This is a genomic window from Pseudomonas sp. B21-032, assembly GCF_024748965.1.
Taxonomy (GTDB): domain Bacteria; phylum Pseudomonadota; class Gammaproteobacteria; order Pseudomonadales; family Pseudomonadaceae; genus Aquipseudomonas.
On sequence record NZ_CP087180.1, the window covers coordinates 989,029 to 1,007,724 of the forward strand.

The 18,696-nt window shown below is 62.1% G+C and carries 16 protein-coding genes; 14 read left to right on the forward strand and 2 right to left on the reverse strand.

The features are described 5' to 3' along the window. The first annotated feature begins 91 nt into the window (after positions 1–91). The 11 genes from ndk to LOY54_RS04535 all read left to right on the forward strand — a co-directional run bounded on the left by ndk (position 92) and on the right by LOY54_RS04535 (position 11,397). Positions 92–517 (forward strand): nucleoside-diphosphate kinase, encoded by a 426-nt coding sequence (gene ndk / locus LOY54_RS04485; protein ID WP_007964426.1) that lies wholly within the window; start codon positions 92–94, stop codon positions 515–517. Positions 518–545: 28 nt separating this feature from the next. Then, positions 546–1,691 carry a 23S rRNA (adenine(2503)-C(2))-methyltransferase RlmN gene (gene rlmN, locus LOY54_RS04490; RefSeq protein ID WP_045196215.1) on the forward strand — a complete coding sequence of 382 codons (1,146 nt, stop codon included), beginning with the start codon at positions 546–548 and terminating at the stop codon, positions 1,689–1,691. Positions 1,692–1,704: 13 nt separating this feature from the next. Continuing rightward, positions 1,705–2,463, forward strand: a complete 759-nt coding sequence (pilW, locus tag LOY54_RS04495) for a type IV pilus biogenesis/stability protein PilW (RefSeq protein ID WP_045196217.1) — start codon at positions 1,705–1,707, stop codon at positions 2,461–2,463. Further along, positions 2,463–3,479: a RodZ family helix-turn-helix domain-containing protein gene (locus LOY54_RS04500; RefSeq protein ID WP_258609465.1), complete on the forward strand. Its 1,017-nt coding sequence runs from the start codon at positions 2,463–2,465 to the stop codon at positions 3,477–3,479. Before pilW ends, LOY54_RS04500 begins: the two co-directional genes overlap by 1 nt. 3 nt (positions 3,480–3,482) lie before the next feature. After that, the gene (gene ispG, locus LOY54_RS04505) at positions 3,483–4,592 is read left to right on the forward strand and encodes a flavodoxin-dependent (E)-4-hydroxy-3-methylbut-2-enyl-diphosphate synthase (protein ID WP_038997015.1); all 1,110 of its coding nucleotides are present in this window, start codon (positions 3,483–3,485) and stop codon (positions 4,590–4,592) included. A gap of 28 nt (positions 4,593–4,620) precedes the next feature. Next, positions 4,621–5,910, forward strand: coding sequence for a histidine--tRNA ligase (gene hisS, locus LOY54_RS04510; RefSeq protein ID WP_045196222.1), 1,290 nt, complete (start codon positions 4,621–4,623; stop codon positions 5,908–5,910). Between the two features lie 72 nt (positions 5,911–5,982). Further along, a complete protein-coding gene (locus LOY54_RS04515) occupies positions 5,983–6,591 on the forward strand; it encodes a tetratricopeptide repeat protein (protein WP_176470444.1) in 609 nt (202 codons plus the stop codon). After that, positions 6,584–7,735 carry an outer membrane protein assembly factor BamB gene (bamB, locus tag LOY54_RS04520; RefSeq protein ID WP_045196225.1) on the forward strand — a complete coding sequence of 384 codons (1,152 nt, stop codon included), beginning with the start codon at positions 6,584–6,586 and terminating at the stop codon, positions 7,733–7,735. Before LOY54_RS04515 ends, bamB begins: the two co-directional genes overlap by 8 nt. Before the next feature lie 116 nt (positions 7,736–7,851). Continuing rightward, positions 7,852–9,315, forward strand: a complete 1,464-nt coding sequence (gene der / locus LOY54_RS04525; protein ID WP_045196227.1) for a ribosome biogenesis GTPase Der — start codon at positions 7,852–7,854, stop codon at positions 9,313–9,315. 154 nt (positions 9,316–9,469) lie between these two features. Further along, positions 9,470–10,618 (forward strand): pyridoxal phosphate-dependent aminotransferase, encoded by a 1,149-nt coding sequence (locus LOY54_RS04530; RefSeq protein WP_258609467.1) that lies wholly within the window; start codon positions 9,470–9,472, stop codon positions 10,616–10,618. Continuing rightward, on the forward strand, positions 10,606–11,397 hold the full coding sequence (locus LOY54_RS04535) for an amidohydrolase (protein WP_213602364.1): 792 nt from the start codon (positions 10,606–10,608) through the stop codon (positions 11,395–11,397). The genes LOY54_RS04530 and LOY54_RS04535 overlap by 13 nt, the downstream gene beginning before the upstream one ends. A 75-nt stretch (positions 11,398–11,472) precedes the next feature. Here LOY54_RS04535 and LOY54_RS04540 read toward each other — a convergent pair whose 3' ends face one another. Further along, positions 11,473–14,028 carry a sulfite reductase flavoprotein subunit alpha gene (locus LOY54_RS04540; RefSeq protein ID WP_258609475.1) on the reverse strand — a complete coding sequence of 852 codons (2,556 nt, stop codon included), beginning with the start codon at positions 14,026–14,028 and terminating at the stop codon, positions 11,473–11,475. Between the two features lie 104 nt (positions 14,029–14,132). Then, entirely contained in the window at positions 14,133–16,424 is a 2,292-nt protein-coding gene (locus LOY54_RS04545; RefSeq protein ID WP_045196234.1) for a TonB-dependent siderophore receptor, read from the reverse strand. Positions 16,425–16,640: 216 nt separating this feature from the next. On the opposite strand from LOY54_RS04545, the gene LOY54_RS04550 reads away from it, so the two are divergent. Genes LOY54_RS04550 through LOY54_RS04560 form a run of 3 tightly spaced genes read left to right on the forward strand, consistent with a single transcriptional unit; the run spans position 16,641 to position 18,674 of the window. After that, a complete protein-coding gene (locus LOY54_RS04550) occupies positions 16,641–17,321 on the forward strand; it encodes a Fe2+-dependent dioxygenase (protein ID WP_213602360.1) in 681 nt (226 codons plus the stop codon). Positions 17,322–17,324: 3 nt separating this feature from the next. Beyond that, positions 17,325–18,083: a tetratricopeptide repeat protein gene (locus LOY54_RS04555; RefSeq protein WP_258609478.1), complete on the forward strand. Its 759-nt coding sequence runs from the start codon at positions 17,325–17,327 to the stop codon at positions 18,081–18,083. A 30-nt stretch (positions 18,084–18,113) separates the two neighbouring features. Further along, a complete protein-coding gene (locus tag LOY54_RS04560; protein WP_258609480.1) occupies positions 18,114–18,674 on the forward strand; it encodes a hypothetical protein in 561 nt (186 codons plus the stop codon). The last annotated feature ends 22 nt before the right edge of the window (positions 18,675–18,696 follow it).

Genomic DNA, 18,696 nt, shown 5'->3' on the forward strand with positions numbered 1-18,696 from the left:
GCGCGCTCGGCAGGTTAGGCAATCCCCCGGAACCCGCGTATAATTCGCGGGTTTAATTTTTCGCTTCACTCAACGTTTCTGGAGTTTCACCATGGCTGTTCAACGTACTTTCTCGATCATCAAGCCTGACGCCGTTGCTAAAAACGTGATCGGCGAGATCACCACCCGTTTCGAAAAAGCCGGCCTGCGCGTCGTTGCCTCGAAACTCAAGCAACTGTCCAAAGCCGAAGCCGAAGGCTTCTACGCTGAGCACAAAGAGCGCGGCTTCTTCGGCGACCTGGTTGCCTTCATGATCTCCGGTCCTGTTGTTGTCCAGGTTCTGGAAGGCGAAAACGCCATCGCTCTGAACCGTGAGCTGATGGGCGCTACCAACCCTAAAGAAGCTGCTGCCGGCACCATCCGTGCTGACTTCGCCGAGTCCATCGACGCCAACGCCGTTCACGGTTCGGACTCCGAAGCCGCCGCTGCTCGCGAAATCTCGTACTTCTTCGCAGCTACCGAGGTAACCACTCGCTAAGCGAAAGCTTACGGGTGAGGGTGAATCCATGACGACATCGACTGGCAAAACTAACCTGTTGGGGCTTACCCAGCCGGAAATGGAAAAATTCTTCGACTCTATCGGGGAGAAGCGTTTCCGTGCCGGTCAGGTAATGAAATGGATTCACCACTTTGGCGTCGATGATTTCGACGCCATGACGAATGTCGGCAAGGCCTTGCGCGAAAAGCTCAAGGCTGTTGCCGAGATTCGCGGTCCGGAAGTGGTCAGCGAGGACATCTCCAGCGATGGCACCCGTAAATGGGTGGTGCGCGTGGCGTCCGGCAGCTGCGTCGAGACCGTGTACATCCCCCAGGGCAAGCGTGGCACCCTGTGTGTCTCGTCCCAGGCCGGTTGCGCCCTGGACTGCAGTTTCTGCTCCACCGGCAAGCAAGGATTCAACAGCAACCTCACCGCCGCCGAAGTGATCGGCCAGGTGTGGATTGCCAACAAGTCGTTCGGCAGCGTGCCGGCCACCATCGACCGCGCCATCACCAACGTGGTGATGATGGGCATGGGTGAGCCACTGCTGAACTTCGACAACGTGGTCGCCGCCATGCACCTGATGATGGACGACCTCGGCTACGGTATTTCCAAGCGCCGGGTGACCCTGTCCACCTCCGGCGTGGTACCGATGATCGAAGAGCTGGCCAAGCACATCGACGTCTCCCTGGCCCTCTCGCTGCACGCGCCGAACGATGCGCTGCGCAACGAGCTGGTACCGCTCAACAAGAAGTACCCGCTCAAGGTCCTACTCGAAGCCTGCATGAACTACATGTCGCAGCTGGGCGAAAAGCGCGTGCTGACCATTGAGTACACCCTGCTCAAGGACGTCAACGACAAGCTCGAACACGCCGTGGAAATGGCCGAGTTGCTCAAGAACGTGCCGTGCAAGATCAACCTGATTCCGTTCAACCCGTTCCCGCATTCCGGTTACGAGCGGCCGAGCAACAACGCCATCCGTCGTTTCCAGGACCACCTGCATCACGCCGGCTACAACGTTACCGTGCGCACCACCCGTGGTGAAGACATCGACGCGGCGTGCGGCCAGCTGGTCGGCCAGGTGATGGACCGCACCCGCCGCAGCGAGCGCTATATCGCCGTACGTCAGTTGAATGCCGACGGTGACGTGCAAGAAAGCGCTGCGCGCAACTGAAGAGAGGACCTCCATGACCCTGCGCTTCGCGCTGTCGATCCTGGCGCTCGCCCTGCTTGCAGGTTGCGTGTCCGGCGGGAGTTCGGACGCGCTGGGCAGTCGTGAAGGTCGCGAGCAGGCACGCCAAGCCTATGTGCAGTTGGGCCTGGGTTATTTGCAACAAGGTTTGACCGAGCAGGCCAAGGCGCCGCTGAAAAAAGCCCTCGACCTCGATAGCCAGGATGCCGCAGCCCATGCGGCCCTGGCTTTGGTGTTTCAGGCCGAAGACGAGCCGGAACTGGCCGAGGCGCACTTTCGCAAGGCCCTGGCCCGGCGCCCGGACGACACCCGAATTCGCAACAATTACGGCAGTTTCCTTTATGCTCGTGGGCAATACGCCCAGGCGCAGCAGATGTTTGCCCAAGCGGCGGCCGATACCCTGTATCCTGAACGCTCCCGGGTGTTCGAGAACCTTGGCCTGACCGCGCTCAGGCTGGGGCAGCGCGCCGAAGCGCAGGAATACCTGGTAAAAGCTTTGCGACTCAACCAGCAGCAGCCGCGCGCGTTGCTGGAAATGGCTGAGTTGTCTTACGAAGACAGGCATTATGTGCCGGCCCGTGACTACTACGATCGTTTCAGCCAGCTGAGCGACCACAGTGCCCGCAGCCTGCTGCTGGGCAGCCGCCTGGCCAGCGTCTTCGAAGAACGGAACAAGGCCAGCGAACTGGGCCTGCAATTACAACGACTTTATCCCGGTACGCCGGAATATCAGCAATACCTGTCGGAGCAATGATGAAAGCGGCGCATCCCGAAGCAGCAGCAGCGACTCGCGAAAATCCCGGTGAAATCCTGCGTCAGGCCCGCGAGAGCAGGGACTGGTCCCAGGCCGAAGTGGCCCGCAAGCTCAACCTCACCGTGAGTTCCCTGAACAATCTAGAAGCCGGCGCCTTCGACAAGCTGCCGGGGCATACCTTTGCCCGTGGCTACATACGCGCCTATGCCAAGCTGCTGGACATGGACCAGGCTGCCCTGGTGCAGGCTTTCGACCAGTGCACCGGCACACACGCCCAGGGCAGCGACGTTCACGCCCTTGGCCGCATCGAAGAGCCGGTGCGTCTGTCCCACAACATCCTGCGTATCGTCAGCCTGGTGCTGCTGATGGTGGTGATCGGTGGTGGCTTCTTCTGGTGGCAGGACCAGACCAGCCTGCGAGGCAAGGACCTGGCCAACATGGCCCTGGAGCACGTCGAAGTCGAAAGCGCCGACGGCACCACGCAGATTCACCCGCTGGACGAGCCTGAAGACCAGGCTGTGACCGCTGGACAGCAACCGCAAAGCACTGCCTTGAGCCTTGAGCAGGCCCCGGCAGAACCGGCCGCCGCACCTGCCGAACAAGCACCGGCCAGCCCTGCTGCCACGCCTGCTGCGCCTGCCGCCAGCACCGCGACCACGCCAGTGGCGCCGGTTGTACCGGCTCCAGCGCCAGCCCCGGTGGCGCCCGTGGTCAACAGTGCAGTGGTTGGCGCAGCGCCAGCAGCACCTGCTGTCGCCGCTCCAGCCCCGGCCGGTAGCGGCCAGCTGCACATGCAATTCAACGCCGATTGCTGGACCTCGGTCACCGACGGCAACGGCAAGCTGCTGTTCAGCGCCATCAAGCGCAAGGGCGACAGCCTGGACCTGACCGGCAAGCCGCCGTTTTCGGTACGCCTGGGCTTTGCCCGCGGCGTGCAGGTCAGCTACAACGGCCAGCCTGTCGACGTTGCGCCGTTCACCAGTGGCGAGACCGCTCGCCTGAAGTTGGGACAATAAGTCATGCACGGCGAATCTCCGATCAAACGTCGCGAATCCCGGAAAATCTGGGTAGGTAATGTGCCTGTTGGCGGCGATGCTCCCATCGCGGTCCAGAGCATGACCAACACCGACACCAATGACGTGGCCGCGACCGTGGCGCAGATCAACCGCCTGATCGATGCCGGCGTCGACATCGTGCGCGTCTCGGTACCGGACATGGACGCTGCCGAGGCCTTCGGCAAGATCAAGCAGCAGGTCAGCGTACCGCTGGTTGCCGACATCCATTTCGACTATCGCATCGCCTTGCGCGTGGCCGAACTGGGCGTTGACTGCCTGCGCATCAACCCGGGCAACATCGGTCGTGAAGACCGCGTTCGGGCGGTGGTCGATGCCGCCCGCGATCGCGGTATTCCGATCCGTATCGGCGTCAACGCCGGTTCCCTGGAAAAAGATCTGCAGAAAAAGTACGGCGAGCCGACCCCGGCGGCGCTGGTCGAGTCCGCCATGCGTCATGTCGAGCACCTCGACCGCCTGGATTTCCAGGACTTCAAGGTCAGCGTTAAAGCCTCTGACGTGTTCATGGCCGTCGAAGCCTACCGCCTGCTGGCCAAGCAGATCATCCAGCCGCTGCACCTGGGCATCACCGAAGCCGGCGGCCTGCGCTCGGGCACGGTGAAATCCGCGGTGGGCCTCGGTATGCTGCTTGCCGACGGGATTGGCGATACTATTCGCATTTCGCTGGCCGCTGACCCGGTCGAAGAGGTCAAGGTCGGCTACGACATCCTCAAGTCCCTGCACCTGCGTTCGCGTGGCATCAACTTCATCGCCTGCCCGAGCTGCTCGCGGCAGAACTTCGATGTGGTCAAGACCATGAACGAGCTGGAAGGGCGCCTGGAAGACCTGCTGGTACCGCTGGACGTCGCCGTGATCGGTTGCGTGGTCAACGGCCCGGGCGAGGCCAAGGAAGCCCATGTGGGGCTCACCGGTGGCACGCCGAACCTGATCTACATCGACGGCAAGCCTGCGCAGAAGCTGACCAATGACAACCTGGTCGATGAGCTGGAAAAGCTCATCCGCCAGAAAGCGGCTGAAAAAGCCGAGGCCGACGCGGCGCTGATCGCCCGTGGCTGACTGACACAGAATTGTTAAGGGATTTTCCGTGAGCAAATCGCTGCAAGCCATTCGTGGCATGAACGACATCCTGCCCGAGCAGACGCCGCTGTGGCGTTATTTCGAGAACACCGTGGCCGGCCTGCTGGATACCTATGGCTATCGCCAGATCCGCACGCCGATCGTCGAGTTCACCGAGCTGTTCAAGCGCTCGATCGGCGAAGTCACCGACATCGTCGAAAAAGAGATGTACACCTTCGACGATCGTAACGGCGACTCCCTGACCTTGCGCCCGGAAGGCACCGCCGCCTGCGTGCGCGCCGTGCTCGAGCACGGCATCACCGGCAGCGGCCAGGTGCAGAAACTCTGGTACATCGGCCAGATGTTCCGTCACGAGCGCCCGCAGAAAGGCCGTTATCGCCAGTTCAACCAGATTGGCGTTGAAGTCTTCAACCTCGACGGCCCGGATATCGACGCCGAGCTGATCATGCTCACCTGGCGCCTCTGGGGCCAGTTGGGCATTCGCGACGCGGTCAAGCTCGAACTCAACAGCCTGGGTACCAGCGAAGCCCGGGCCCGCTACCGTGACGCGCTGGTCGAGTTCCTCTCGGCGCGCCTGGAGCACCTGGACGAAGACAGTCAGCGCCGCCTGAAAAGCAACCCGCTGCGCATCCTCGACAGCAAGGACGCCAATACCCAGGCGGTGCTGGTCGATGCGCCGAAGCTCGAAGACTACCTGGACGAAGAGTCCCGCGTGCACTTCGAGGGCCTCAAGGCACGCCTGGATGCCGCCGGCATCCCGTTCGTGATCAACACCAAGCTGGTGCGCGGCCTTGACTACTACAGCAAGACCGTTTTCGAATGGGTGACCGACAAGCTCGGCTCCCAGGGCACCGTATGTGCCGGTGGTCGCTACGACGGCCTGGTCGAGCAGATGGGCGGCAAGCCGACCCCGGGCGTTGGTTTCGCCATGGGTATCGAGCGCCTGATCCTGCTGCTGGAAACCCTCGAGCAGGTACCCGAGTCGATCAACCGTCAGGTCGACGTCTACCTGTGCGCCTTCGGCGAGCAGGCCGAGCTTGCCGGCCTGGCCCTGAGCGAGCGCCTGCGTGACCGTCTGCCGAACCTGCGCCTGCAGGTCAACGCCGGTGCTGGCAGCTTCAAGAGCCAGTTCAAGAAGGCCGACAAGAGCAACGCACTGTTCGCCTTGATCCTGGGGGACGACGAGCTGGCGCAACAAGTGGTAGGTTTCAAACCCCTGCGCGGTCAGGGCGAACAACAAAACATTGCCTGGGATGCTCTGGCAGAGCACCTGGAAGCCTCGCTCGCGCAGGCGTGAGGCGAGTCAACAGCCGATTTGGTGAAAAGGAGTATTGGGGTGTCGAGTACCGATGATGAACAACTGGTCGCGATGAAGGACTGGTGGGACCGCAATGGCAAGCCGCTGGTAACCGGTGGCCTGCTGGCGCTGGTCGTGGTGTTCGGCTGGCAAGCCTGGCAGAAATACCAGACCAACCAGTCGCAAGGCGCCTCGAACCTTTACCAGGCCCTGCTGGAGACTACCCTGACGCCAAGCGGCGAGCCCGACGCGGCCAAGGTTGCCGAGCTGTCCGGCAAACTCAAGAACGAATTCGGCGGCTCGGCCTATGCCCAGTACGCCAGCCTGTTCGTCGCCAAGGTAGCCGTCGAGAGCGGCAAGCTCGATGACGCCGCGGCCGAGCTCAAGCTGGTGATGGACAAGCCGGCCGACGCGACCCTGGGTGAAATCGCCCGTCAGCGCCTGGCCCGTGTGCTGGCCGCGCAGAAAAAGGTCGACGAAGCGCTGAAGCTGCTCGAAGGCGATGCCGACAAGGCGTTCCTGGCCAGCCGCGAAGAGCTCAAGGGCGACCTGCTGGTGCAACTGGGCCGCGCTGGCGACGCCCATGCCGCTTACGAAAAAGCCAAGGCTGCGCTGTCTGACGACGCCGCGATCGGTGGCCTGCAACTCAAGCTCGACGACCTGGCCAAAGGGGATGCGTGACGTGATCGGTTGGAAACATGCAGCAGTGCTGACCCTGGCCCTTCTGGCCGTGGGTTGCAGCAGCAACAGCAAAAAGGAATTGCCACCGGCCGAACTCACCAAGTTCACCGAAGAAGTGGTCCTGAAGAAGCAGTGGAGCCGTTCGATCGGTGACGGTCAGGGCGAAACCTTCAACATGCTGGTGCCGGCGATCGAAAACGACCGCATCTACGCCGCCGATGTTACCGGCGTGGTGATGGCGCTGGATCGCAGCAACGGCGACGTGGCCTGGAAGAAGGACCTCGAACTGCCAGTGTCCGGTGCCGTTGGCGTCGGTTACGGCATGGTCATGCTCGGCACCCTCAAGGGCGAAGTGATTGCCCTGGATGCCAGCACCGGTGAGGAGCGCTGGCGCTCGCGCGTTACCAGTGAAGTGCTGGCGCCACCAGCGACCAACGGTGACGTGGTGGTAGTACAGACCCAGGACGACCGCGTCATTGGCCTGGACGCCAGCACCGGCGACCGTCGCTGGATCTACGAAAGCACTCCGGCGGTACTGACCCTGCGCGGTACTGGCGCACCAATCGTGACCAACCGTCTGGCCGTTGCTGGCCTTTCGACCGGTAAAGTGGTTGCCCTCGACACCCAGAACGGCGCGCCGGTCTGGGAGCAGCGTGTGGCCATCCCGCAAGGTCGCTCGGAGCTTGACCGGGTTGTGGATATCGACGGCGGCCTGCTGCTGTCCGGCGGTACCCTGTACGTTTCCAGCTACCAGGGCCGCGTTGCCGGCCTGGACCTGGAGAGCGGCCGGTTGCTGTGGCAGCGTGATGCTTCCAGCTACACCGGTGTGGCCCAGGGCTTCGGTAACGTCTACGTGAGCCTGGCTTCGGGCACTGTGGAAGGCATCGACGAGCGCTCGTCCAGCGCCCTGTGGAGCAACGATTCGCTGGCACGCCGCCAGCTGTCGGCGCCGGAAGTGTTCTCCAGCTACGTAGCGGTGGGTGACCTGGAAGGCTACCTGCACCTGCTCAGCCAGGTCGATGGTCGTTTCGTCGGTCGTGAGCGTATCGACAGCGATGGCCTGCGCGCCCGTCCGCTGGTGGTGGGTGACACCATCTATGTGTACGGCAACAGCGGCAAGCTCGAGGCGCTGACCATCCGCTGAGGCTATGCTTGAGGCCATGCCGGCCTCGGGCTGCGGCACTTCGGGTGCCGCTCGAACTCCGGCCGCTGCAGTGCAGCGGCCTTTGTATTTTTCGAATTTATGAAGTGGAGAGCCGAATGGTTCCCGTAATCGCCCTGGTGGGCCGACCGAACGTCGGTAAATCCACCATGTTCAACCGCCTGACCAGGACCCGCGACGCTATTGTCGGCGACCTGTCCGGGCTGACCCGAGACCGCCAGTACGGTGAAGCGCGCTGGCAAGGCCGTTCCTACATCCTGGTCGACACCGGTGGTATTTCCGGTGACGAGGAAGGCATGGACGAGAAAATGGCCGAGCAGTCGCTGCTGGCCATTGAAGAAGCCGATGTGGTCTTGTTCCTGGTCGATGCCCGCGCCGGTCTGACCGCCGCCGACCAGATGATTTCCGAGCACCTGCGCAAGCGCAACAAACGCTCGTTCCTGGTTGCCAACAAGATCGACAACATCGATCCGCTGGCCGCCATCGCCGAATTTTCGCCACTGGGCATGGGTAACGCCATTGGTGTTGCCGGCGCCCAGGGCCGTGGCGTCAACAACCTGCTGGAAGCTGTACTCAGCGACTTCCCGCGGGACAAGGACGAGGAAGAGATCGACACCGACGTCGCTGAAGGCGAGGAAGCGGTGCGTATCCCAGGCCCGAGCGAAAAAGACGGGATCAAGATCGCCATCATCGGCCGGCCTAACGTCGGCAAGTCGACCCTGGTCAACCGCATGCTCGGTGAAGAACGGGTCATCGTCTATGACCAGCCCGGCACCACCCGCGACAGTATCTACATTCCCTTCGAGCGTAACGAAGAGAAGTACACCCTGATCGACACCGCCGGGGTGCGCAAGCGCGGCAAGATCCACGAAGAAGTCGAGAAGTTCTCCGTGGTCAAGACCCTGCAGGCGATCAAGGACGCCAACGTGGTGATCTTCGTCATGGACGCCCGCGAAGGCGTGGTCGACCATGACCTGAACCTGCTGGGCTTTGCCCTGGAAGCCGGTCGCGCCATCGTTATCGCCCTGAACAAGTGGGACGGCATGCAGCCGAGCGAGCGCGACTACGTGAAGACCGAGCTGGAACGCCGGCTGTTCTTCGTCGACTTCGCCGACATCCACTTCATCTCGGCGCTGCACGGCACTGGCGTGGGGAACCTGTACCAGTCGGTGCAGAACTCGTTCAAGTCGGCGGTCACCCGCTGGCCGACCAGCCGCCTGACCCAGATCCTCGAAGATGCGGTCAGCGAGCACCAGCCGCCGATGGTCAACAGCCGCCGGATCAAGCTGCGCTATGCCCACCTCGGTGGCGCCAACCCGCCGATCATCGTGATCCACGGCAACCAGGTCGAGAAGGTACCCAAGTCCTACTCGCGCTACCTGGAAAACACCTACCGCCGCGTGCTCAAGCTGGTCGGTACGCCGATCCGCATCGAGTACAAGGGCAGTGACAACCCGTACGAAGGCAACAAGAACACGCTGACCGACCGCCAGGTCAACAAGAAGCGTCGCTTGATGTCGCACCACAAGAAAGCCGAGAAGAAGCGTAAAGACAAGCGCTAGAAGCATCGCGGGGCAAGCCCGCTCCTACGGGAGCGGGTTTGACCGGCGATTGGCCTGCGACCGTAACAACCTTTTTCCTGACTGATCAATCCGCTATGCTCGGTCCCAGACCGCGCCGCCTCGAGCCGGATAGTGCTGCAGGAAAGAGGGCTCCATGATCAGTAGCAAGTTGCCGAACGTCGGCACGACCATCTTTACCACCATGTCCCAGCTCGCCGCGCAAACCGGCGCCTTGAACCTGTCCCAGGGTTTCCCCGATTTCAACGGCCCGCAAGCATTGCTCGATGCGGTCGGCCGGCATGTCAGTGCCGGGCACAACCAGTACAGCCCCATGACCGGCTTGCCGGCCTTGCGCCAGCAGGTGGCGAACAAGATCGCCCGCAGCTATGGCGTTAGCGTCGACGCCGAGCATGAAGTGACCATCACCCCGGGCGCCACCGAAGCGATCTTCTGCGCCATCCATGCAGTGATCCGCGCAGGCGACGAGGTCATCGTCTTCGATCCCAGTTACGACAGCTATGAGCCCTCGGTAGAGCTGGCCGGCGGGCGTTGCGTGCATGTGCAACTGAGCGACGGCGAGTTTGCCATCGACTGGCAGAAGCTCACCGACGCCCTCAGCCCGCGTACGCGGATGATCATCCTCAACTCGCCGCACAATCCTAGCGGCGCCTTGATCAGCCGAGATGAGCTGGACAAGCTGGCGCTGTTGATCGCCGACCGCGATATCTACCTGATCAGCGACGAAGTCTACGAGCACCTGGTGTTCGACGGTGTACAGCACGCCAGCGTATTGGCCCACGAGGCGCTGTATCAGCGTGCATTCGTGGTCAGCTCGTTCGGCAAGACCTACCACGTCACTGGCTGGAAAACCGGTTATGTGGTGGCGCCAGCGGCGCTCAGCGCCGAGCTGCGCAAGGTCCACCAGTACGTCAACTTCTGCGGCGTGACCCCGCTGCAATGGGCGCTGGCCGATTTCATGGCCGCGCACCCCGAGCATGTCGAAGAGCTGCCGGCCTTTTACCAGGCCAAGCGCGACCTGTTCTGCCAGTTGCTGGGCTCTTCGCGTTTTCAGTTCAAGCCCACCCCGGGCACGTACTTCCAGTTGGTGGATTATTCGCACATTCGCCCGGATTTGAACGACGTCGAGATGTCGCTGTGGCTGACCCGCGAGCATGGCGTGGCGACCATTCCGGTGTCGGTGTTCTATCAGCAACCCATCCCCGCGCAGCGCCTGGTGCGCCTGTGCTTTGCCAAACGCGAGGAGACGCTGCGTCAGGCAGCGGAAAAACTATGCGCGATCTGAGTAGCCTGCCCAACCTGAACATTGCGTTGGTGCAGACCAGCCTGGCCTGGCACGACCGCCTGGCCAACTACGAGCATTTCGAAGGCCTGCTGGAACAGGCTCGTGGCGCCGACCTGATCATCCTCCCGGAGATGTTCACCACTGGTTTTTCCATGGACTCCGAAAGCCTCGCCGAGCCCGAGAACGGCCCGACCTACAAGTGGCTCAAGAGCCAGGCCAAGAAGCTTGATGCAGTGGTTACCGGCAGCGTGATCATCCAGGCTGCCGACGGCAGCCACCGCAACCGCTTGCTGTGGGCGCGCCCCGATGGCGAGATCCTGTACTACGACAAGCGCCACCTGTTTCGCATGGCCGGCGAGCACAAGCACTACACCCCGGGCGAACGCCAGGTGCAGTTCGAGCTCAAGGGCTGGCGGGTACGGCCGCTGATCTGCTACGACCTGCGCTTCCCGGTGTGGAGCCGCGATGCCCAGGACACTGACCTGCTGTTGTACACCGCCAACTGGCCGGCCGCCCGCCGCCAGCACTGGAACCGCTTGTTGCCGGCGCGGGGCATCGAGAACCTGTGTTATGTCGCCGCGGTGAACCGCGTGGGCACCGACGGCAAGGGCTTTGCCTATACCGGCGACAGCCAGGTGCTGGATTTTCAGGGCGAGAGCCTGCTCAGTGCAGGCGAGGCGGACGGGGTGTTTACCGTGGTGCTCAGTGCGGCAGACCTGGCAGCCTATCGCACGCGGTTCCCGGCCAACCTGGATGCCGATACCTTCGAGCTGCATTGACCCTCATCGCAGGTCAAGCCGCTCCCACACCAAACCTGTAGGAGCGGGCTTGACCCGCGATGAGGCCCTCAAGGCTTAGTACACATCCCGCCGATACCGCCCCAGCTCGATCAACCGCTCAACCTCGACAGCCCCGAGCACCTCGTTAAGTACCTCATCAACGCCACTGGCCATGCCCTGCAAACTGCCGCAGATATAGATCGATGCACCCTGGTCGAGCCAGCGTCGCAGTTCTGTCGCCTGCTCGCGCAAGCGGTCCTGCACGTAGACCTTGTGGCTCTGATCGCGGGAAAAGGCCAGCTCCAGCCGGGCCAGATCGCCGCTGCGCTGCCAGCCTTGCAGTTCATCCCCACAGAGGAAGTCATAGGCCTGGTTGCGTTCACCGAACAGCAGCCAGTTGCTCCGCTCGCCGGCCACAATGCGGCCCTTGAGCAGGCTGCGCAGCCCGGCTAGCCCGGTTCCGTTGCCGATCAGGATCATCGGCGTGGCCGGCGCCGGCAGGTGGAAACCACTGTTGCGGCGCAGGCGCAGGCTGACACTGTTATCCACAGACAGATGCTCGGTCAGCCAGCCTGAACCCAGGCCGAGGCTGCCGTCAGGGTGGCGTTCCTGGCGCACGATCAGCTCCAGCACGCCGTCACTGGCGATCGAGGCAATCGAGTATTCCCGTGCTGCCAGCGGGATCAATGCATCGACCAATGCCTGCGCATGCAGGCCGACCAGGTGCTCACGGCTCTTGGGCAACTGCCGGCTGGCCAGGGCTTGCAACAGACTCTCTTGCAGGCCATCGACCTGCACGGGTGTTTCGCCATCAAGGCCCAGGCCCTTGAGAAACTGCTCAAGACTGTGGGCGCTGTTACGCGGCAGGATCTCCACCAGGTCTCCAGCTTCCCACTGCGCAGGTTGCTCAGGCCTGAGGCCAAGCAGATACACCGCCGAACCCTGACTGCCCGGGTTCATCAGTTCGCGACTGATCAAGGTCCAGTTGCCAAATTCGGGTGCCTGCCAGGCCGCTGGTGGCGTGCTGCCAGTCAGTTGTGCGAGCTGTTGTTGCCAGTGTTGCAGGGCCGCAGGGTCAGCGCTGTCGACTTCAACCGGGGCGAAGGCGCTGGTGGCGCCGCGTTCGCCGAGCCAGGCCTGCAAGCGCCGGGCAAAGCCGCAGAAGTGCGGGTACTGGCGGTCGCCCAGGGCCAGCAGGGCATAGTTGAGGTTGCCCAGCGCCCAAGGCTGTCCAAGCACCTTGCGCTCGAAAGCGCGAGCGCTGTCGGGGGCTTCGCCGTCGCCGAAGGTACTGACGACGAACAGCGCTTGCCGAGCCTGGTTGAGGTCCTGTTCGGTCAGCTCAGCCAGGGGGCGGACCTGTACCGCGACGCCGGCAGCCTGCAGTTGCCCGGCGCTTTGCCAAGCCAGTTGCTCGGCAAAACCGCTCTGGCTGGCAAAGCCCACCAGCCAGCCGTGGCCCTGCCCGTTCAACGGCGCGAAGTTACCTCGCGCGGCACGCACCTGGCGCTTTTTACGGCGGCGATCGAGGTACAACAGCCAGCCGGTGACGAAGAACAGCGGCATGGTCAGACTGGCGATGGTCACCACAATGCGCCCGGTCAGGCCAAAGTAGCTGCCCACGTGCAGGGCGTAGACGCTGGCCAGCAGTTGCGCCTTGAACGACTTGTCGGCATAGCGCTCGTTGCTCTTCACCTGGCCTGTGGCCGGGTCCAGGTTGAGGGTGTTGAGGGCGCGCTCGTGTTCGGCGCCTTCAAGCAGATAAAAGATCATCGCCGGTTGCCCGCCAGCTGGCGGCAGGCGCAGGTTGTAGCTGCTCATACCGGGGCCGGCGGCAGCTTGCAGGCTGGCCCAGACGGCGTCGTAGTCGACCACCAGCGGCTTGGCGTCTTTACCTGCGCCACCACCAGGACGTCCGCCGCGGCCTTCGCCGCGCTTGTGTTGCTGGCCAGCGGCCGGGCTGTCGGCGAGCAGCTTGTTCAGGCCTTCGCGGTACCACTCGTAGCTCCAGAACAGGCCGGTGAGGGCAAACAGCAGGTAGAACAGCAGGCACCAGGTACCGGCCACGGCGTGCAGGTCCCAGTTGAAGGCGCGGCCTTTCTTGGCCCAGTCCAGGGTCAGCCAGGTCCGCCAGTTCAGCGCCTTGCGCGGCCAGCGCAGATACAGGCCGGACAGGCAGAAGAAAATCAGCATCAAGGTACAGGCGCCGGTGATCTGCCGGCCGGTGTCGCCCATGGCCAGAAAACGGTGCAGTTGCAGCATCAGGTCGAAAAAGCCCTGGCCGGCGACGTCGCCCTGCAGCTTGCCGGTGTAAGGGTCGGCATAGCGCATCAAGCCCCGGCGTTCGCCCGGGGGAGGGGTGAAGAAGACCCGCGCCGCCTTGTCGTTGTCGGCCTGGACCCAGAGCATGGCGACCTTCTCACCCTGTTCGGCCTCGATCCTGCGCACCAGCTCGGGCATTGGCAGCACGCCTTCCTGGCGTACTTCGACGGTGAGCACATCAGGGTTGAACAGCTCCAGCAGCTCATCCTGGAACGACCAGATGGCACCGGTAATGCCCATCAGTGCCAGCACCAGGCCTGCGGTAATACCGAAGAACCAGTGCAGTTGAAACAGGGATTTCTTCACCACATCAATCACCTTGTCGTGTCGCAAATGCGAATGCGACGCACATTATGCCTTGATACACAAAAGCCCCGTTCACCTAAATGAACGGGGCTTGCCAGTCAGCTCACTCAGAAGTGGAAGCTGGTGGTCAGCAGGGCAGTGCGCCCGGCGGCCTGGTTGGCGTAGTGGGCAGCGTAGGCTTTGTCGTAGTACACCTCGTTGGTGAGGTTTTGTACGTTCAACTGCAGGTCGACGTTCTTGGTCAGCTTGTAGCTGGCCATAGCGTCGTAACGCCAGTAGGAATCGACCATCACGGTGTTGTTGACGTTGCCGAACACGTCATCGACGTAGAAGGCACCGCCGCCGACGGTCAGTTTCGGCGTGACGTTGTAGGTAGTCCACAAGGTCAGGCTGTTGTTCGGCGTGTTGGGCATCTGGTTGTCGTTGTTCGGGCTGTCGACAAACACGCCGCCGACGTTCTGCTTGCCCCCATCGATCAGCTTGGCATCCATGTAGGTGTAGCCGGCGAAGACCTGCCAGTCGTTGGTCAGCTTGCCGGTGGCGGTCAGTTCCAGACCGTCAACCCGGCTCTTGCCGACGTTCTCGTAAGTGTTGGTGCTGACCAGAACACGAGCGTTCTCTTTTTCGGTACGGAAGATTGCTGCGGTGAGGGCCAGGCGTTCGTCCAGCAGGTTCCACTTGGTGCCGATTTCGTAGTTGGTGGTTTCTTCCGGCTTCAGGTCACTGGTGGTGGTGGCGGTCAGCAATGGATTGCCGTCGCTGCCTTCACCGAGCGATGCACCGGCGGGGGTCGCCGAAGTCGCGTAGGAAATGTACACGCTACCATTCTCGGCCGGCTTCCAGGTCAGGCCCAGCTGGCCGGTGACGAACTCGCTGGTGTCTTCGGTCTTGAAGCTGGTTGCGCCGCTGGCGATTTTGGTTTTGGCCTTGGTATCGAAGTGGTCGTAACGCAGGCCCATGGTCAGCAACCAGGCCGGGTCCAGTTCCAGGGTGTCGGTCAGGTAGATGGCGCGGGTGTTGCTGGTGGTGTCGGCGCCAGCCAGAGTGCGGCTAACGGTGCCATCCCAGGCTTCGTTCGGGTTCGGATCGGTGAACGAGGTGCAGACTCCGGAGATCTGTCCGGTGGCGCTGCTGCAGTTGCCCGAGGCAAAGCCGGTGACGTTGTAGCCGGTCTTGACCGAGGCTTCGCGGCTCAGTTCGATACCGGTCGAGAAGTTGTTCTTGAAGCCGCCGATGTAGACCTCGCCGAACAGGTCGGTCTGGTTGGTGGTGGTGCGGGTGTTGGCCACGCGGTTGTTCGGACGGCGCCAGACTTCACCGTTGAGGATGTTGCCCTTGCTGTCGTCCGGCTGGCTGAAGATGTAGTCCTGCAGGGTGTTGCCATGGCGCAGGGTGTTCTTGATCGTCAGCGCATCGCTCAGGTCGTGCTCGAGGGCGATGGTGGTGATGTCGGCGCGGCTCTTATAGAAGTCGCGGCCGACCAGGCCGTAGAAGTTGTCGCTGTCACCGCCATCGGTCGGTTTGTCCGGGTTGGCCGAAGTGCGGTTGGCGGAGCTGCCGGATTTCAGGCTGTAGGGGATGCCCGAGTCAGGCAGGTCATCGCTCTCCATGTGGTAGTAGTCCAGGCTCAGGCGGGTGTCGGTACCCAGGCCGAAGACCAGCGACGGTGCCACGCCCCAACGGTCGTAGTTGACCTCGTCGCGGCCGGCGACGTTGCTTTCGTGGCTCATCAGGTTAAGGCGGAACGCGGCGGTGTCGAGGAACTGATAGTTGCCATCGAAGGTGTAGCGTTTGGTCTGGTCCGATCCCCAGGTGAAGGCACCATCGGTGGAGTTGCCCAAGTGCGCGCGCTTGCTCACCAGGTTGATGGTGCCGCCTGCTGCGCCGCGGCCACCGATGGCCGAGTTGGGGCCCTTGGCCACTTCGACCGATTCGATGGCGAAGATTTCCCGGGTTTGCGAGCCGGTGTCGCGAACGCCATCCAGGTACATCGAGCTCTGCGAGTCGAAACCGCGAATGAACGGACGGTCGCCGGACGGGTTGCCACCTTCGCCGGCACCCATGGTGATGCCCGGCACGGTACGCAGGGCGTCCTGCAGGTTAAGGGCGTTGGTGTCCTTGATCACTTGCTGGGGGACCACCGTCACTGTGCGCGGAATATCTACCAGCGGCGCGGTGTACTTCTGCGAAGACGCGCGTTCGACCTTGTAGTCAGTGCTGGCGGTTTCGGCCTGGCCGGTCACGCTGGTGGCATCCAGGGCGATGGCACCGTCCTTGGCAGGCTCGGCATCGGCGGCAAATGCCAGGTGCCCGGCGGAGGTCGCGGTGAGCGCTACACCAATGGCGCAGGTGAGCAAGCGTGGTGAACTGACAGCGGTTGGCACGTAGTGACGCGGCATGGTGGTCCCCTTCCCCAGGTTTTTAGGCCGCGAAATATAATGTAAACAAATATGAGTAACAATTGAGAAGAATTGCTATTTGTACGGAATTTACAATCTTTACAATTGGTGACTGGCGGTTTTTCCGTGCTGAAACGTCCCACCTGCCGAAAGGGCTTGTAGAGAGTCAATGGGAATCAATACCATTGACGTCTTTCACCTTCAGGTGCCCGCGCCATGCTGCTACATATTTCCGGCCTGTTTTCCACCGAGGAGGTCCAGCGTATTCGCCAGGCGCTGGAGCAGACTGAATGGGCCGATGGCAAGATTACCGCGGGCTACCAGTCGGCCAAGGCCAAGCACAACCTGCAGCTGCCCGAAGGCCATCCACTGGCCAAGGAAATCGGTACGGCGCTGATCGAACGCCTGTGGCAGCACCCGCAATTCATGTCGGCGGCTTTGCCGCACAAGGTGTTCCCGCCGCTGATCAACTGCTATCGCGAAGGCGGCAATTTTGGCTTTCATATCGACAACGCCCTGCGCCAGCCCCGTGGAAGCCACGAGCGGGTGCGCACCGATCTGTCCTCGACACTGTTTTTGAGCAATCCCGAGGACTACGACGGTGGTGAGCTGGTGATTCAGGATACTTTTGGCGTACAGCAGGTGAAGCTGGCGGCAGGGGACCTGGTGCTGTATCCGGGCACCAGCCTGCACAAGGTCAACCCGGTGACCCGCGGCGCGCGTTACGCGGCGTTCTTCTGGACCCAGAGCCTGGTGCGCGAAGACAGCCAGCGCGCGCTGCTGTACGAAATGGACCAGGCTATCCAGCAACTGGGCGCCGACGTGCCGGATCACCCGGCGCTGATCCAGTTGACCGGCACCTATCACAACCTGTTGCGCCGCTGGGTCGAGGTCTGAGCCATGACCTTCGCCTTGCGCAATCGCCAGGAGCTGGACAGCGAACAGTTCGCCCAGATGCTCGAACACAGCCCGGCCAAGGCGGCCCAGGCACTGCTGGCTGCAGCCGGGCAGGACATTGTCGAGGCGCAGGTGCTGCTTGGGCAGATCCTTCTTGACGGTCGCGGCATCGAGCAAGACCCGGTTCTGGCCCGGCGCTGGTTCGCGATTGCCGCCAGCCGTGGCAGCGCTATGGCGCACAACATGCTCGGGCGCTGCCAGGAGCATGGCTGGGGAGGGCAGGCTGATGTGTCGGCTGCGGCTACGGCCTATTGCCAGGCTGCGGAAATGGGGCTGGACTGGGGCCTGTACAACTACGCCAACTTGCTGGCTACTGGCCGTGGGGTGGCTCAGAACCATCCCTTGGCATTGCTCTGCTATCGACAGGCCGCACACCTGGGCCATGCCAAGTCGATGAACCTTTATGGGCGTTATCTGGAGCAGGGGCTGGCCTGTGAGCGGGACGTTGGCCAGGCGCAAGAATGGTATCGCCGCTCTGCCGAGGCAGGTGATTTTCGCGGGCAATTCAGCTATGCCACGGTGTTGGTCGAGAGCAATCAGCTTGATGCAGCATTAGTCTGGTTCGACACCGCGCTGCGAGGCGGCAATCTGAATTTCCTGCGCAGTAGCGTCTGCACCCTGCGGCAGGTTCAGGATGAGCGCTTGCTGCCTGTCCTGCGAGCCTATGAGCAACGGCTGACGTTCATGCAACTTCACCCTTAGCAAAGCCTTCGACGAGTTTCCAGGGAATCAATGCAGCCTGCCCTGCTCACGACGGAACGCCCAAGCTCAATGTACCTGCCCGATATTTTAAAGGACTTGAGAATGGTGGATCTTGTTGATAAATCGTTTATCGCTACCCTGTATTCAACCAAAGCCGGCCGTTCAGGACAGGTTGGCATCAGTGCACAACGTACCGAGTTTGATTTTGCAGAAAGTGGCTGGCTACAGATAGTGGGGCATGGGCTGCGGGTACGGCCGATCGATTTTCATTTTCAGTTCGTTGAAGATCAAGGTGACCGGATTCATTACGACATTACCTGCGCATCCAGGGTCGATGGTTACCTGGGGAAGAAGCTGGGCAGAAGTAGTGGGGGCTATCTCGGCTTGTACGGTAAAAACGAAATTACCTTCTTCTGGAAAGTTCAGCCGCACGCAGAGTGGTACGGTCAGCAAGAACGCCACTTCATCCTGCGTGACTATGAGGGTCACGAGATAAAGAGCTACGACAGGAATCGGGATGGCGACAGGTATTTAAATGCATATGAGGGTGCGCCATTGAGCTTCGCGGTCAGGATTAAGGAAGTCCTGTAGACCGTGCTCACGCATTGATAAC